General features: G+C 38.4%; 15 protein-coding genes and 2 riboswitches. Of the genes, 13 read left to right on the forward strand and 2 right to left on the reverse strand.

Features of this window, described 5'->3' with window-relative positions; genetic code table 11:
* The first annotated feature begins 120 nt into the window (after positions 1–120).
* Positions 121–942 (forward strand): alpha/beta fold hydrolase, encoded by an 822-nt coding sequence (locus AC1VNJ_RS12790; protein WP_048019242.1) that lies wholly within the window; start codon positions 121–123, stop codon positions 940–942.
* Here the strand turns inward: AC1VNJ_RS12790 and AC1VNJ_RS12795 are convergent.
* Entirely contained in the window at positions 928–1,569 is a 642-nt protein-coding gene (locus AC1VNJ_RS12795; RefSeq protein WP_482640866.1) for a LysE family transporter, read from the reverse strand. The genes AC1VNJ_RS12790 and AC1VNJ_RS12795 overlap by 15 nt on opposite strands.
* A gap of 152 nt (positions 1,570–1,721) precedes the next feature.
* On the opposite strand from AC1VNJ_RS12795, the gene AC1VNJ_RS12800 reads away from it, so the two are divergent.
* The 5 genes from AC1VNJ_RS12800 to AC1VNJ_RS12820 all read left to right on the forward strand — a co-directional run bounded on the left by AC1VNJ_RS12800 (position 1,722) and on the right by AC1VNJ_RS12820 (position 4,436).
* Positions 1,722–2,489 (forward strand): YqcI/YcgG family protein, encoded by a 768-nt coding sequence (locus tag AC1VNJ_RS12800; protein ID WP_033579114.1) that lies wholly within the window; start codon positions 1,722–1,724, stop codon positions 2,487–2,489.
* Entirely contained in the window at positions 2,464–2,772 is a 309-nt protein-coding gene (locus tag AC1VNJ_RS12805; RefSeq protein ID WP_013057236.1) for a cupin domain-containing protein, read from the forward strand. Before AC1VNJ_RS12800 ends, AC1VNJ_RS12805 begins: the two co-directional genes overlap by 26 nt.
* Before the next feature lie 21 nt (positions 2,773–2,793).
* Positions 2,794–3,378, forward strand: coding sequence for a cysteine hydrolase family protein (locus tag AC1VNJ_RS12810; protein WP_033579113.1), 585 nt, complete (start codon positions 2,794–2,796; stop codon positions 3,376–3,378).
* 94 nt (positions 3,379–3,472) lie between these two features.
* The gene (locus tag AC1VNJ_RS12815) at positions 3,473–3,964 is read left to right on the forward strand and encodes a GNAT family N-acetyltransferase (RefSeq protein WP_033579112.1); all 492 of its coding nucleotides are present in this window, start codon (positions 3,473–3,475) and stop codon (positions 3,962–3,964) included.
* A gap of 103 nt (positions 3,965–4,067) precedes the next feature.
* A complete protein-coding gene (locus AC1VNJ_RS12820; protein ID WP_033579111.1) occupies positions 4,068–4,436 on the forward strand; it encodes a hypothetical protein in 369 nt (122 codons plus the stop codon).
* Positions 4,437–4,472: 36 nt separating this feature from the next.
* Here the strand turns inward: AC1VNJ_RS12820 and AC1VNJ_RS12825 are convergent, their stop codons facing one another.
* Positions 4,473–5,912: an amino acid permease gene (locus tag AC1VNJ_RS12825; protein WP_047750873.1), complete on the reverse strand. Its 1,440-nt coding sequence runs from the start codon at positions 5,910–5,912 to the stop codon at positions 4,473–4,475.
* 102 nt (positions 5,913–6,014) lie between these two features.
* Positions 6,015–6,199, reverse strand: a riboswitch (Lysine riboswitch).
* Between the two features lie 174 nt (positions 6,200–6,373).
* Positions 6,374–6,474, forward strand: a riboswitch (TPP riboswitch).
* Positions 6,475–6,506: 32 nt separating this feature from the next.
* On the opposite strand from AC1VNJ_RS12825, the gene thiT reads away from it, so the two are divergent.
* The 7 genes from thiT to AC1VNJ_RS12860 all read left to right on the forward strand — a co-directional run bounded on the left by thiT (position 6,507) and on the right by AC1VNJ_RS12860 (position 14,502).
* Positions 6,507–7,115, forward strand: coding sequence for an energy-coupled thiamine transporter ThiT (gene thiT / locus AC1VNJ_RS12830; protein ID WP_047751853.1), 609 nt, complete (start codon positions 6,507–6,509; stop codon positions 7,113–7,115).
* A 156-nt stretch (positions 7,116–7,271) separates the two neighbouring features.
* A complete protein-coding gene (locus tag AC1VNJ_RS12835; protein ID WP_098626586.1) occupies positions 7,272–8,690 on the forward strand; it encodes an ethanolamine ammonia-lyase reactivating factor EutA in 1,419 nt (472 codons plus the stop codon).
* A 26-nt stretch (positions 8,691–8,716) separates the two neighbouring features.
* Positions 8,717–10,087: an ethanolamine ammonia-lyase subunit EutB gene (locus AC1VNJ_RS12840; protein WP_033579109.1), complete on the forward strand. Its 1,371-nt coding sequence runs from the start codon at positions 8,717–8,719 to the stop codon at positions 10,085–10,087.
* 14 nt (positions 10,088–10,101) lie between these two features.
* Positions 10,102–10,815 (forward strand): ethanolamine ammonia-lyase subunit EutC, encoded by a 714-nt coding sequence (gene eutC / locus AC1VNJ_RS12845; RefSeq protein ID WP_098626582.1) that lies wholly within the window; start codon positions 10,102–10,104, stop codon positions 10,813–10,815.
* Positions 10,816–10,836: 21 nt separating this feature from the next.
* Positions 10,837–12,186, forward strand: a complete 1,350-nt coding sequence (eat, locus tag AC1VNJ_RS12850) for an ethanolamine permease (RefSeq protein ID WP_034266474.1) — start codon at positions 10,837–10,839, stop codon at positions 12,184–12,186.
* Positions 12,187–12,328: 142 nt separating this feature from the next.
* Entirely contained in the window at positions 12,329–13,258 is a 930-nt protein-coding gene (locus tag AC1VNJ_RS12855) for a TcaA NTF2-like domain-containing protein (protein WP_223546630.1), read from the forward strand.
* A gap of 47 nt (positions 13,259–13,305) precedes the next feature.
* On the forward strand, positions 13,306–14,502 hold the full coding sequence (locus tag AC1VNJ_RS12860; protein WP_047750877.1) for a TcaA NTF2-like domain-containing protein: 1,197 nt from the start codon (positions 13,306–13,308) through the stop codon (positions 14,500–14,502).
* Positions 14,503–14,639: the final 137 nt, after the last annotated feature.

Consider the following 14,639-nt stretch of genomic DNA (forward strand, 5'->3'; position numbering starts at 1 on the left):
TTTTCCTACTCCTCATTCCAAATAAACATCATGCATCTCCTACACAAGCCTCTAAGAAACTTTTGAATGTTCAAATTGTCCAAAACATATATATATAAGAACATCTAGGAGGTGTTATATATGAACTATTTTATTCACGTAACTCCTAAGACTAAACTTTTTGTTCGGGATATTGGAAAAGGGGAACCCGTTCTTTTCCTTCACGGGTGGCCTGTTAACGCTAAAATGTACGAATACCAATTTACAACGCTGCCGGCCTGCGGTATTCGGTGTATTGCTCCTGATCTTCGGGGGTTTGGAAAATCAGATACGCCTTTCACCGGCTATTCTTACAATCAATTAGCGGATGATATTCGTATGTTAGTAGAAAAATTAGGACTTAAAAATTATACGCTAGTAGGCTTTTCTATGGGGGGAGCCATTGCCATTCGATATATGAGTAGACACTTAGGATATGGCGTGAAGAAGTTAATTTTATTAGGGGCAGCGGCTCCAAGCTTTATTCAAAAAACTGATTTTCCATACGGACTTCCTTCTGAAGAAGTAAATACAATTATTCAAAATACGTATAGAGATCGTCCTAACATGCTTGAAGACTTTGGGAAAAAATTTTTTAATCAGCCTGTCAGCGCAGCTTTTAGAGGATGGTTTCAAGATTTAGGTTTAGAGGCATCTGGCCATGGAACGATTAAAACTGCGGTGTCTTTACGAGACGAAGACTTACGGGAAGATTTGAGTCAAATTTTCGCTGAGACATATATATTACACGGAAAAAAAGATCAAATTTGTCCATTTGATCTTGCAAAAGTAATGAATCGCCACATTTCATTTTCTACACTGATCCCATTTGAAAATAGTGGACACGGTCTTTTTTATGATGAACGTGAGAAAGTAAATGACACCCTTATTGAACTCATCAATAAAAGCTCAGCCGATAAGTAAGGATACACATTTAAAACCGAATTGGCAGCCAAATAAAAAAAGTAAAAAACCAGCACCTAACGTAATGAGGCGAAAAAGCTTAGGCGTGATAAATTTTCTTGTAAAATGAATGCTGCTCGCAATATTTAAATTCCAAAGAATGATGCCAAAAATAATAAAGAAGCTATGAAAAAAGACGGATAGCCACGTTTGACTTTGAAGGCTTTCGCTTAAGCTTGATCCAAATACACCAAACCAAAACACAATATTTAAAGGGTTCATAAGAGCAATAAAAAAACCTGTAAAAAACGACTTATCTTTTTTAGCAAAAGGGTTATTTACATCTACTGAAAAGGAACGAGAGACAGCTTGTTTCATACTTTGAAAGCCAACAAATGTGAGCATGACAAAACCCGTTGCATACAGGACAACCGTAACAGCCTGCATCTGAACAAAAGGGGTTAACCCTATTAAAATGAGAAGCATAAATAAGATATCGGCTGTCATTCCTCCTAAACCAACTAGCCAAGAAGCCCAAAATCCTTTTGTCAGACCTCTTTTAATCATCTCTATATTAATTGGACCTACCGGTGCTGCGAGACTAATACCTAGAATTATTTGTTTTATAGCAATCAAAAACCACTCCACAAACACAGCCTCCTTTCTAACTTGTCCAATAGTAGCTTATATATATATAGATTAGAATTTTATAATTTAGAAGCGAGATTTAGTTAAAAATACTCATAAACTTTCTTTTTTTTAATACACATGTAACGTTGAGTTCCATAAGGAGGGTTTTAATGGCATCAAAAATGCTTTTTCGAGCTAATGAGATTTTAGAGTCAACGCATGTCCCGTTCTGGGGGAAAGATGCTTTTCAATATTTCCAAAGCGATATATTATCAGAAGAAAATCCATTTCCCTGTATATTAGGGGTAGAAGGCTTTAAAAAAGATTTACTGCGTTTTTCATTTGTGACGACTCCTTATAACTATCAAGATATTAAACATGCAGCGGCGGCACTTAGAGAATACATAGATACATTTAAGACCATAGGTCGCTATACATCCTTTGTGTTATTCTTTAAGCCTGAACATAAAGAACGGTCAATGGAAGAGTACGAAACGATGTTCTGGGATACGCTGACGTTTCTTCATCAAATTGATCAAAAGAAATGGCCGCAAGATATTCCGAAAGACCCAAAAGATGCATTATGGGAATTTTGTTTTCACGGAGAACCTATTTTTGTCGTCTGTAATACGCCTGCTCATTCTCTACGTAAAAGCCGTAAGAGCAGAGGATTTATGATTACATTTCAGCCGCGGTGGGTGTTTGAAGGTATGACAGGAGATTCAAAAATAGGGAAGCATGTACAAAAAGTCGTCCGCGATCGGTTAAAAACATATGATGACGTATCAGCTCACCCTGAGTTAGGCTGGTATGGACAGCAGGAAAACAGAGAGTGGAAGCAATATTTTTTACACGATGATAATAACCATACTACCGGACAGTGTCCATTTAAATTAAAAAGGAGTGAGCAGCATGGACGTAAAAAAAGCCTCTATTAAAAAAGGAGTTGGCGGAAAGTTTGAAGAAGTAATTAAAGAGCTGCTTCCGGCGTATACTGGATACGTTGAAGTACAGCACGATATTGCTTTTCAAACACATCCGTCTCATACGCATCCAACTGATGAAATTCTTCATATCCTTGAAGGATCTATTTACTTTACAGTTGAACGTGATACGGTTCTATGTCAGGCCGGAGATCGGATACATTTACCGAAACAAACGGTTCATTCTTCAAAAGCCGGTCCTGATGGATGCACATACGTTATTTCCATTTTAAAATAAAGACGAAAGAAGATGATGCTTATGCTACGTTCCCGGCCAGTGTTGCTACTTATCGATGTACAAGAAGGGTTTTATTCACCCCAGTGGGGAGAAAGAAACAATTTAGATGCAGAAAAGAATATGCTGACGCTACTGCAAGCATGGAGGCGCCAAGACTATCCTGTCATTCACGTGCAGCATGCATCAGAAAATCCAGACTCTCCTTTACATCCAAGTTCAAAGGGGTTTCAGTTCAAAGAAGGATTTGGTCCACAAGAAGACGAATACTTAATTCGCAAGCACGTGAACAGCTGTTTCATTGGAACAGAGCTAGATAGCTATTTAAAAGCAAATGGCTATGATACGCTTATCTTAATAGGACTAACTACTAATCACTGCGTCTCTACGACTGCGCGCATGGCTGGAAATCTAGGGTATAGGACGTATGTTGTGAACGATGCAACGGCCTGTTTTGATTGTATGTCCTACGATGGAAAAACCAGACTTCTTGCAGAAGATGTACATACATTCGCACTGTCTTCCTTGCACGGAGAGTTTGCAACGGTCGTTTCTACAAAAGAGACTCTTCAAGTCCTTCAAACCTTTCAATATGCCCAAAACCAATAACCGATGTGCATACGCACATCGGTTTTTTATGTAGATTATGTTTCTTAAAAGAAGTAAAATAAAGATAATTCTATACTATAAGGAGTTTGTACATATGATCATTCGTTATGCTAAAGAAGAAGATTTACCTATGCTTGTTGAAATTTATAATCAGTCCGTTCAAACAAGTGCTGCTACTTTTGACTTAACGCCTGTAACAGTAGAACAAAGAAGGGGCTGGTTTAATAATCATATTAGCAATGAACTTTTTCCACTTATTGTCGCGGAAAAAGATGGAGTAGTAGCGGGCTATGCTTCGCTTTCCTCGTATCGAGATAAAGAAGCGTACATTCAAACAGTAGAGCTATCGATTTATATTGATAAAAATCAACAAGGGCATGGTATTGGGAAACAGCTTATGAAGCGCATTTTGGAATTAGCTAAAGAGCTCGACCATCACGTTGTCATTTCAGGAATTACAAAAGGGAATGATATCAGTATCAAAATGCATGAGCAATTTAATTTTACATTTTGCGGAGAGTTTAAAGAAGTGGGCTGGAAATTTGATCAGTGGCAAGATGTACTTTTTTATCAGCTTATTTTATAAGATGTATGACACCTTTACACATTGTAACGTTTTAGTTTCATGTGTAAAGGTTATTAAAATAATAAGTTGTTTTATTATTTTAATACGAAAGGTGTTAGCTATCATGAGTACACATTTTCAATATCAACATCTAAGAGCTGTGCCGAAAAGATGGTCCCAAAAAGAACTGCATATCCAGCTGAATAGAATCAAACACAATTCTGAACTATCTACTATAGCAGCAGATCCGCTTTTTCATCTGTTAGAATGTACCCGTTCAGGCCTTCAAACTAAACAAGAAATCATAGACTACATCCAAACCATTCCTAATCACCAACTTCCATCTTTTGCAACTCATTTAAGCAGGTTAATTCAGCGTATTTATTATATCGAAGCTGCTGATTACTATAACCGTCCCCTCAAAGGTTATATGCTTGTTATGAAAAACCAACCCGCTTATATATCTCTTCATTTTGCCGATCAGCTCATATAAAAAAAGCTCTCTATTCAAAAGAATAGAGAGCTTTTTTTATTCGTATTTTTTCACTGTTACTTGACATTCTTTTAACGGGATAAGCTTCGATTTTTTCGTCCATTTGTATCCTAACCACACAATTAAGAATAAAGGAAGTCCGATATAAGAAACAAGTACACCGTACCAGTCAATCGAGTCACCCATAAACGCCGAATAGTTTTGGCCTAAAATAACAACGGCACATAAAATAAAGGCAAAGATAGGGCCAAATGGGAAAAGTTTTGCATGATATGGAAGTTCACTCAAATCATGACCTTGAGCAACAAATGCTCTTCTAAAACGATAGTGGCTGATCGCAATTCCTAACCAAGCAATAAAACCAGACATACCAGAAGCGTTAAGTAACCACGTATATACCGCACCGTCTCCAAAAAATGAAGCACCAAATGCAAGTGTACCGACAAGTGCCGTTGCGATTAAGGCATTAACTGGAACGCCTCGTTTATTCACTTTTGCTAAGAACCTTGGTGCTTTTCCATCTTTCGCTAAGTTCCACAGCATACGCGTAGAAGCATACATGCCTGAGTTACCAGCAGATAAAACAGCTGTTAAAATAACGGCATTAATCGCTGATGCTGCAAACGCCAGACCTGCTCGTTCGAATATCAAAGTAAACGGACTTACTCGCACGTCATCACTTGCTAATGAATTCGCTGTGTATGGAATAAGCATTCCAATAACAAAAATAGCTAAAATATAAAATAACAAGATGCGCCAGAAGACTTGTTTAACTGCGCGAGGAACCGTTTTTTCCGGATCTTCACTTTCTCCAGCTGCGACTCCAAGCAACTCTGTTCCTTGGAATGAAAAACCAGCTGCCATAAAGATACCTAGTACAGTGAAGAATCCACCGTGAATCGGTCCATCACCAAGCGTGAAGTTTTTAAAACCTGGTGCTTCATTGTTAAAGATACCAAAAATCATCATAATACCAATAACTAAAAAGATAATAACCGTTACTACTTTAATTAAAGAAAACCAAAATTCAGATTCACCAAATCCTTTTACAGAAAGGTAGTTAAGCCCAAACATAATTAATAAAAACAGGGCACTCCATAAAATAGAAGAAGAGTTCGGGAACCAAAATTTCATAATAAGGGCTCCAGCAGATAATTCAGCTGCAATCGTAATAGCCCAGTTATACCAGTAGTTCCAGCCGAGAGCGAAACCAAAGGATGGATCTACAAAACGAGACGCATACGTACTAAATGAACCAGCTTCAGGCATATAAGCTGCTAGCTCTGCTAGGCTGGTCATCAAAAAGTAAACCATTACGCCAATAATAGCGTAAGCTAAAAGCGCTCCCCCAGGTCCTGCTGTGTGAATTGCTCCACCACTTGCTAGGAATAAGCCGGTTCCGATGGCTCCTCCTAATGAAATCATCGTTAAGTGGCGAGATTTCAACCCACGTTTTAATTCTTGCTGCTCTTGCATAGATAAATACTCCTTTCGAATGTACGGAAAGAGACGGGATAACATAAAAAAAGCCCGCAGTATATGTGCGCGCTTTTAAATCTGAAAACCGCGTCAACCTTCCGTGAAGATAGCTCTTCACATCACTCGCATGATGTGACAGTTCTGTTCCTGTTCGGAGACAGCCCCAGCTTAAATCAACCGAGAAGTGATTTAAACTTCGGCAATTTTTCCTTTCAAGCAACATCCTCAATGTTCTCTGCATTTCCGTTACTTTACTATTAAAAACTGCGACCTCTACCTCATCGATTAGGATGAGGGTTTTTTATATTCAATTGACATAAAAGAAGTATAACAAATACTAAAACGATTGTCATTATAAAAAATAGATTCAGAAAATAGAAACATCTTTGAAATCTCTCGAATCTATTTTGTTACGTATGGTATAATAAACATTGTCTTTATACTACATAAATATCCAAACGTACCACAGGGGGAGCCGCCGTGCTGAGAGTGAACGAAATGTTCAGACCCTTCGAACCTGTTAGTTAACGCTAGCGTAGGAATGTGGGAATAGTAGCATATATTTGCTTACTCCTGTGTAAACCGTTTGATATGAATGATTCAAAAACAGGAGTGAGAAACGTGAATAAAGCATTACCTTTACAGGCTAAAATTGAAATAGCTATTTTTGCAGCATTGGCACTTCTACTTGACCTTTTGCCTTCAATTAAAATTGCGACGGCTGTGAGCATTTCGTTCTCCATGGTGCCCATTTTTATTATGTGCTTTCGCTGGGGAGTAAAAGGCGGGGCTCTATCTGGTCTATTATGGGGGCTTTTGCAGTTAGCCACAGGAACAGCTTATATTTTAACAGCGCTACAAACATTTATTGAATATATTGTAGCTTTTGCTTTTATAGGTTTTGGAGGTATTTTTTCACAATCTATTAAAACAAATTTAGCTACCAATAACAGATCAAAAGCTTTTGTTTTAATTGTTTTATCCCTTATTATCGGCAGCTTCGCACGTTATTTCTGGCACTTTATTGCTGGTATTATTTTCTGGGGATCGTACGCACCAAAGGGTATGTCCGCTCTGTGGTATTCTTTTTCAATGAACGGTATTTCAATGGTAGGGTCACTAATAGCCTGCTTAGTCATTCTTTCATTGTTAATTCCATCGGCATCAAGAATGATTGTAACTAAATCACACTCATCATAAGAAAAAAGACTAAATCTGCCAAGATTTAGTCTTTTTTCTTATTTGTCACCTTTGTTTACACAAAAGTGTGTCAGGTTTGATAACATAGTTAGTGAAATATTCAAAAAACTGTTTTATGATAGTCAACATATTCAAACGAGATAAAGGATTGATCGTATGCTACAGAAATGGATCACGAGCATAGGTTTAGATATTGGAACAAGCACAACAAAACTGATTGTAAGCAAACTGTTAATAGCAAATCAACAAAATCAGTTTACGCTGCCAGGCTGTCAAATTATTGATCGTCGCGTAACGTATGCAAGTTCCATCTATACAACACCTATGGTAAACGAGGTTGAAATCGATGTTCGAAGGTTAACGCTATTACTAGAAAAAGAGTACAAAAAAGCAGGGATCTCCTTAGATCAAGTGGAGGCGGGTGCTGTGATCATCACAGGAGAAACGGCTCGGAAGCAAAATGCAGAGAGTATCGTTCACTATCTAGCTGAACACGCTGGGAATTTTGTTGTTGCAACAGCTGGTGCTGACTTAGAAGGAATGTTAGCGGCAAAAGGATCGGGAGCAATCGAACATTCTGCTGAAACCAATAAAGTGATTGCCAATATTGATGTAGGTGGAGGCACTGCTAACATCGCCTTATGTCAAAATGGAAAAGTGATTGAAACGTTTACCCTGCATGTAGGCGGAAGATTAATTCGACTAAACGAAGATGGTATTGTTACCTACGTTTCGTCTTATTTAACTGAATTTTTAAAAAATAATTCTCTGATGCTTCAAGAAGGCGAAAAAGCAACATTTGAAAAACTCTCGTCTATTTGCAAATTGCTAGCTAAAGAAACCGTGGATTATGTGAGCGCACTGAAGCAAACCTCTTTGCTGCTCGTTTCCCCTCATACAAGATCTTCTACTCGGCCAGAGACAATCATGGTCTCGGGAGGAGTAGGAGCCATGATAGAGAAGGAGAAACCAAAAACAGTGAAGGAAGTGGCCATACACGGAGACATTGGTCCGCTGCTAGCTTATCAGTTTCAAGCCATACAGGTATCTCAAGCCGCTGAAACAACGCGAGCCACTGTCATTGGAGCTGGTATGCAAAATACAGAAGTTAGCGGATCAACCGTATACATTAAATCAAAGCGGCTGCCACTAAAAAATATTCCGATTATAGAGATACCCGTACAGCAAGAGGAGGAGTGGAATCCGCAGCTGTTTCAAGAAAGAGCTCGAACGGCATGTATGCAGGCTTCAACTGTTTTCAGCGCAGAAGATCCTCCCGTTGCTATTGCTTTATCTCATTTCCCTTACTGCAGCTATATAATGCTGCAAGAATTAGCAAAAGTAATAAGCGCTGAATTTGGTGCTTGTTTTAAAGGAGCTAAGTGCCTCGTTGTTTTATGCGAGCAGGATATTGCTAAAGCTTTAGGACAAGCACTAGCCAAACAGGAGAAAGAATTAGAAATTATTTGTTTAGATCAAATTGACTTTACCCACGGAGATTATATCGATCTAGGGTTACCCGTAGCTGGAGAGGCAATCTCTGTTTCGATTAAAACACTCGCTTTTTCATCATAATCAACTGAACATACAAGGAGGAAACGATGTTTAAAACTACCCGGTTGTTAGGAGAAACATTTTCATTTTATAGCTTGAAAGAAATTATGGCCAAAGCAAACGAAGAACGTTCTGGAGATCAGCTCGCAGGAGTTAGCGCTGAGTCAATGAAAGAACGAATGGCAGCCAAACAAGTGCTAGCTGATATCACACTTGCTGATATTCGAAATTACCCGCTGCTAAGCGCAGATGAAGACAACGTCTCGGCATTAATCGAAAGTCAGATTGATTCATCGGTTTACGACATTATTAAAAATTGGACAGTAGGGGAGTTAAGAGAATACATCTTATCTGATGAGCATACCGGAGAAGACCTTCTTGCGCTTAGCAAAGGATTAAACAGCGAAATGATTGCGGCAGCTACTAAAATTATGTCCAATTTAGATTTAATTCAAGGAGCTGCCAAGATAGAAGTGCAAACTACTTGTCAAACGACTATCGGTCAAAAAGGCGTATTGGCTTCAAGAGCCCAGCCTAATCATCCTTCAGATAACTTAAAAGGAATGAGAGCATCTCTCTACGAAGCGTTAAGCTATGGAATTGGAGATGCGGTTATCGGAATTAACCCTGTTATTGATACAACGGATAATATCTACGCGCTTTTAAATGAAACAAAAAATATAATCAACGAATGGTCAATTCCTACTCAAAACTGTGTATTATCACATGTGACGAGTCAAATGAGAGCAATCGAAAAAGGAGCAGCTGCTGACTTGATTTTCCAAAGTTTAGCAGGCACAGAAGCCGGTAATGATTCATTTGGGATTTCACTGTCTATGCTCGATGAAGCGACAGCGTTAATTCATGAAAAAGGGACAGCAAAAGGTCCGAACCGCTGGTATTTTGAAACAGGACAAGGTTCTGAACTGTCAGCAGAAGCCCACTATAATATTGATCAAGTAACGCTCGAAGCTAGATGCTACGGCTTAGCTCGCCACTACAAGCCTTTCTTAGTTAACACGGTTGTTGGATTTATTGGACCTGAATATTTATATAACAGCAAACAAGTCCTGCGAGCTGGGCTAGAAGATCACTTTATGGGCAAAATGCACGGCTTGCCTATGGGAGTAGACGTATGTTACACCAACCACATGGATGCTGATCAAAACGATATGGATAATTTAAGTATGCTTCTAGGAACAGCTGGGGTGAACTTTGTAATAGGAGTGCCCATGGCTGATGACTGCATGCTAAACTATCAGTCTCTTAGTTATCATGATATCGCAACCGTGCGCAATGTACTCGGCCGTACCCCAACGCCGTTATTTCAAAAATGGCTTGAAGATCAGCGTATTATGGAAAACGGACGCTTCACATCAAGAGCTGGAGACCCAACTATTTTTATGAATTTGATTTAAGGAAGGTGCTTACTATGATACCAAAGTCAAATCGCGATCCGCTTGAAACACTTAAACAATTTACCCCTGCCCGCATAGGTGTTGGTCGTACGGGAACAAGGCCGCTAACAAAAGACGTTTTATCTTTTCGCACAGATCATGCCGCAGCCGTAGACTCTGTATACGGCTCAGTTTCAGAAGATATTCTATCTGAGTTTAACCTTTTTTCTGTGAATACACGCGCGGAGTCAAAAGAACATTATTTAAAACGGCCGGATCAAGGGAGGTTATTAGCAGATGACGCTAAGAAAGAGATTTTAAAAAACTGCGTGCCACAGCCTGATGTACAAGTAGTGGTATCAGATGGACTGAGCGCTAAGGCAATTGAAGAAAACATGAGCGACGTGTATCCTGCTTTAATTGATTCACTGGAGTCATATGGACTTCGTATCGGGACTTCGTTTTTTGTAAAAGGAGGACGAGTTGCATGTATGGATGAAATTGGTGAAATCATAAAGCCAAAAGCACTTGTGCTATTGATTGGAGAGCGACCTGGGCTGGTCAGTGCTGAATCCATGAGTGCTTACATGTGCTATGAACCTAGCAAAGGCAAAAAAGAGTCTGATCGTATGGTTATTTCTAATATTCATAAAAGAGGTACGCCTCCTATTGAGGCAGCCGCACATATCGGTACCATGATTGACAAAATGATTAAGCAGCAAACAAGCGGTGTACATCTTATTGTCTAAACATCAAAAGGAGGAGAACGTATGGCGTTACAAAAACAATTAAAACCTATTCATTTATGGGCTATTTCAGTTGGTATGGTTATTTCAGGACAATACTTTGGGTGGAACTACGGGTTTGAACAAGGCGGGATTATCGGACTTGCAATTGCAACCTTAATTGTAACCGTGTTTTACACAACGTTTATGTTCAGCTATGCAGAGCTTTCAACATCTATCCCGCAAGCTGGTGGACCTTCAGCTTATGCAAGAAGAGCACTTGGACCTTTTGGCGGATATATCGCCGGAATTGCATGCTTGCTTGAATTTATTTTTGCTCCTCCTGCTATTGCGGTATCAACAGGAGCATACCTGCACTTTCTTATCCCAGCCGTTAACCCTGTATATGCAACGGTAGGTGCCTTTATTTTCTTTGTTTTACTAAATTTAATCGGGGTAAAAGAAGTAGCGGTGATTGAGCTTACAGCTACCATTGTTGCACTAATTGGTTTATCTATTTTTTATGTAGCTGGTTTGCCTCATGTACAAACATCAAATATTTTTAACGATCATTCATTTATTAACGGGCCAACAGGGGTACTAGCGGCTATTCCATTCGCTGTTTGGTTCTATCTTGCAATAGAAGGCGGAGCAATGGCAGCGGAAGAAGTGGAAAACCCTAAGAAAAACATTCCTAAAGGATTTATTGGAGCGATTATTACTCTTGCAACCGCAACGTTGTTTACGCTATTTGTAACAGCAGGACTTGGCGGAGGAAGCGGGAAGCTAGCCGATTATCCACTTCCGCAGGCACTGTCTTCTGTATACGGAAACGGCATTTCAACCGTTGTTGCTATTATCGGGCTATTCGGATTGATTGCTAGTTTAAATGGAATCATCATGGGATTTTCAAGACAAACCTATGCGCTTGCACGAGATGGTTACTTCCCTAAATTTCTTGCTAAAACGAATAAAAAAGGAGTTCCTGTCGGCGGTTTGTTGATTCCGGGAGCAATCGGTGTGATTTGTGCTGGATCTGCCACGTTTGCCAATGCCCTTATTATCTTATCTGTATTCGGAGCAATGATGATGTACTGCATCAGTTTAGTTTCTCTTTTTATTTTACGCAAAAAAGAACCTAACTTGTCTCGTCCTTTTAAAGTAAATTACCCGGTAGTGCCAAGCGTTGCTTTAGTATTAGGGATTCTGTGCTTATACAGCATTATAAAATACAGTGTGCTTACAACAAGTTTAATGCTGTTTGGTGTTTCTCTACCTTTAATGTATGTGATTCTTGGCATTTTCCTTCTTTCAATTATTTACTATGTTTTTTATGGTTCAAGACAGCTTAAAAAAGAGGCATCCAATTCATATCAAGAAGCATCTATTAAATAAGAAGAAAAACGGCTGCTGTAAGAGCAAGCCGTTTTTCTTGTGAAATTAAAGGGTTGAGCGTTTTTTTGTAGAATGATATACTAGGTCTGTTTGTTGGAAGAATATACATACATTTATATTAGATAAAGAAGGGGCAATTATGATGAACAAACGTAATACAATCATTATCACGGTTGTTTCATCTATTCTGTTATCAGCCTGTCAGCAAGAAGAGACAATAAAAGACGGAAATACAATGATAGTAGAAAAAGATGCAAAAAAAGTACTAAATGAACCAAAAACACAGGTAGAAAGCATTCAATCAATTGATTTGAATAAAGAAGCAATGAGCGGAAAATTTATCACAGCCTGGATGACTGATTATTTTTCAGCGTTCGGAAAAGCAGTTGATGACAACTCTTTTAATGATCTAAAAGCTTTTTTGAAAGCGGACAGTTCTTTTTATAAAGAGCAGAACCTTCTTGTTGAAAATTTCACACGACAAGGCATCGAGCAGAAGAAGCAAACGTTTCATATTGTCAATTGGTATGAAGAACCTAACCATGTGTTCAAAATACAAACCCACGAGGAAAGCTTATTAAAACAGCCCGGCAAAGATCCTTACAGCAAAGTTTGTGACCGCCTTTATACAGCTGTTTACCAAAACGATACGTTAAAGCTATCGAGTGTAGAACCATTCGACTTTTCATCTAAACCAAATACACACACTGAAACTCCCACTACACAAACAACAGATTTACACGACTACGATGGAAAATGGACCACTGGTAATGATAACGGATCTCCTATCATTCAATTTCTTGCTACATCCAACTCGGAAGCGACGATTAAAATAAATTCGTACCAGCCACCTAGCAAAATCCGCGTGTCAACCGTTGAACAAAAAAATATTCGCTTTGAAAATAACCAAGCCGCCATTGAATATGAAAATGATGGGCAAGGAAATAAAGGAACCATTGTCATTACGCTTAAAGAAAACTCCATTTCGTTACTTGCTAAAACAGTTCAACATAAAAAGGCAAAATGGGGAATTCCAAGCGGTGATTACGTACTCGATACGTTCGAAAATTAAAGATCCTTTTAAGAACAGACTAAATTCGGCATTGAGGAGGACACCTTATGCATAAAAAATGGACGATTGCATTCGTTCTACTGCTGCTAATGGTTTTGACGGCCTGTGAAGAAAAAGAAACAGTTAAGTTATCCAAACCAACCGAACCTTCCTCAGATGAAGTGATCCCAAAAGATCAAGCTAAGTCATCTATCAAGCCTGATCTTGTATCAGAAAAAAAAGCAGAAAAAACTGCAGTTGAGACGATGAATAAAATTTCAAGCACCTATAAAGAATTAGGTGAAGAGTATGAATGGGATAATGAATCTAACCCTGCTGATTATGAAACGTTAAAAAAAGCGCTAACGCCATATGCAACATCATCTTTAATTGCAACAAAGTTAAAAAGTATCTCCACTAACTATTACTGTAAAGAATGTAATATGAGCTTTTTCCCTGATGTTAATCATCTTATTCGATTTGAACTTATTAACAATCACGCCGGGCAATTTTCGGTGTCAGCCATTGAACCAATTAGTAAAGAAGGAAGCGGCGGACTGACCATTTACATGAATTTTAAATACGTTAATAAGCAATGGAAGTTAAATGAATGGGATGAAGTTACCTATCATCAAAAATACCTCAACATTACGGCTGATGAATATATGGAATACGTGAAGTCAATTAATCCTTCTAGTGATATTTCATACCAAGGCGAAACAACCCGCACAAATGAAAAAGGGGAAAAGGAAGAAATCATGGTTTTCAAAGAGAACCATACAAAGTATGCCATCAGCAAAAACAGCTCTCAGCGAATCGACGACTTTAAAGAAGATGAAAAAGAAAAAGAAGAGAAGGAAGAAAAAGAGTTTAATTTAAAAAATATCCCAAAAGTTGATCAAGAAACAGCAGATATTTTTATTGAACATTATTTGCGAGATTTAACAAAGTCCATTAACACAAATAAATTCGAACACGTACAGCCTTATATCCAGCGTGACAGTGTTTTGTGGAATGATCAAAAGCAGCTTGTGAAAATGCTGTATGAAAGAGACATTCGAGAAGAACTCGTTGATTATTCAGTATTAGACGTTGAACCTGTGAGTGAAGAAGAAGATGATGATGAAACGGTCTATACAATCCAAACAAAAGAAGTTATTTCCATTACAACGAACGGTCAAAGTCAAGAAAAAGAGTATTACCGAACGTATACCGTTTCTTACAGCAACAAACAGTTGTATCTGACAAAAATTGAATCACTTTAAAAAACATCACGCTTTGCGTGATGTTTTTATGTATACACAATTTGTGTAATTCCTATCATGATAGATTTTAACGTTCCACCATAAAAAGCAAATCTTTAGAAAGAGCATTTTAAAAAATACTTTACTATACTAACGCA

Source organism: Priestia sp. 3CA3, assembly GCF_056836725.1.

Coding starts and splice junctions, on each gene's coding strand:
- AC1VNJ_RS12825 (WP_047750873.1), bottom strand. CDS start 5,912: ATGCAAGAGCAGCAAGAATTAAAACGTGGGTTGAAATCTCGCCACTTA.
- AC1VNJ_RS12810 (WP_033579113.1), top strand. CDS start 2,794: ATGCTACGTTCCCGGCCAGTGTTGCTACTTATCGATGTACAAGAAGGG.
- AC1VNJ_RS12815 (WP_033579112.1), top strand. CDS start 3,473: ATGATCATTCGTTATGCTAAAGAAGAAGATTTACCTATGCTTGTTGAA.
- AC1VNJ_RS12805 (WP_013057236.1), top strand. CDS start 2,464: ATGGACGTAAAAAAAGCCTCTATTAAAAAAGGAGTTGGCGGAAAGTTT.
- eutC (WP_098626582.1), top strand. CDS start 10,102: ATGATACCAAAGTCAAATCGCGATCCGCTTGAAACACTTAAACAATTT.
- AC1VNJ_RS12790 (WP_048019242.1), top strand. CDS start 121: ATGAACTATTTTATTCACGTAACTCCTAAGACTAAACTTTTTGTTCGG.
- AC1VNJ_RS12820 (WP_033579111.1), top strand. CDS start 4,068: ATGAGTACACATTTTCAATATCAACATCTAAGAGCTGTGCCGAAAAGA.
- AC1VNJ_RS12860 (WP_047750877.1), top strand. CDS start 13,306: ATGCATAAAAAATGGACGATTGCATTCGTTCTACTGCTGCTAATGGTT.
- AC1VNJ_RS12840 (WP_033579109.1), top strand. CDS start 8,717: ATGTTTAAAACTACCCGGTTGTTAGGAGAAACATTTTCATTTTATAGC.
- eat (WP_034266474.1), top strand. CDS start 10,837: ATGGCGTTACAAAAACAATTAAAACCTATTCATTTATGGGCTATTTCA.
- thiT (WP_047751853.1), top strand. CDS start 6,507: ATGAATGATTCAAAAACAGGAGTGAGAAACGTGAATAAAGCATTACCT.
- AC1VNJ_RS12855 (WP_223546630.1), top strand. CDS start 12,329: ATGAACAAACGTAATACAATCATTATCACGGTTGTTTCATCTATTCTG.
- AC1VNJ_RS12800 (WP_033579114.1), top strand. CDS start 1,722: ATGGCATCAAAAATGCTTTTTCGAGCTAATGAGATTTTAGAGTCAACG.
- AC1VNJ_RS12835 (WP_098626586.1), top strand. CDS start 7,272: ATGCTACAGAAATGGATCACGAGCATAGGTTTAGATATTGGAACAAGC.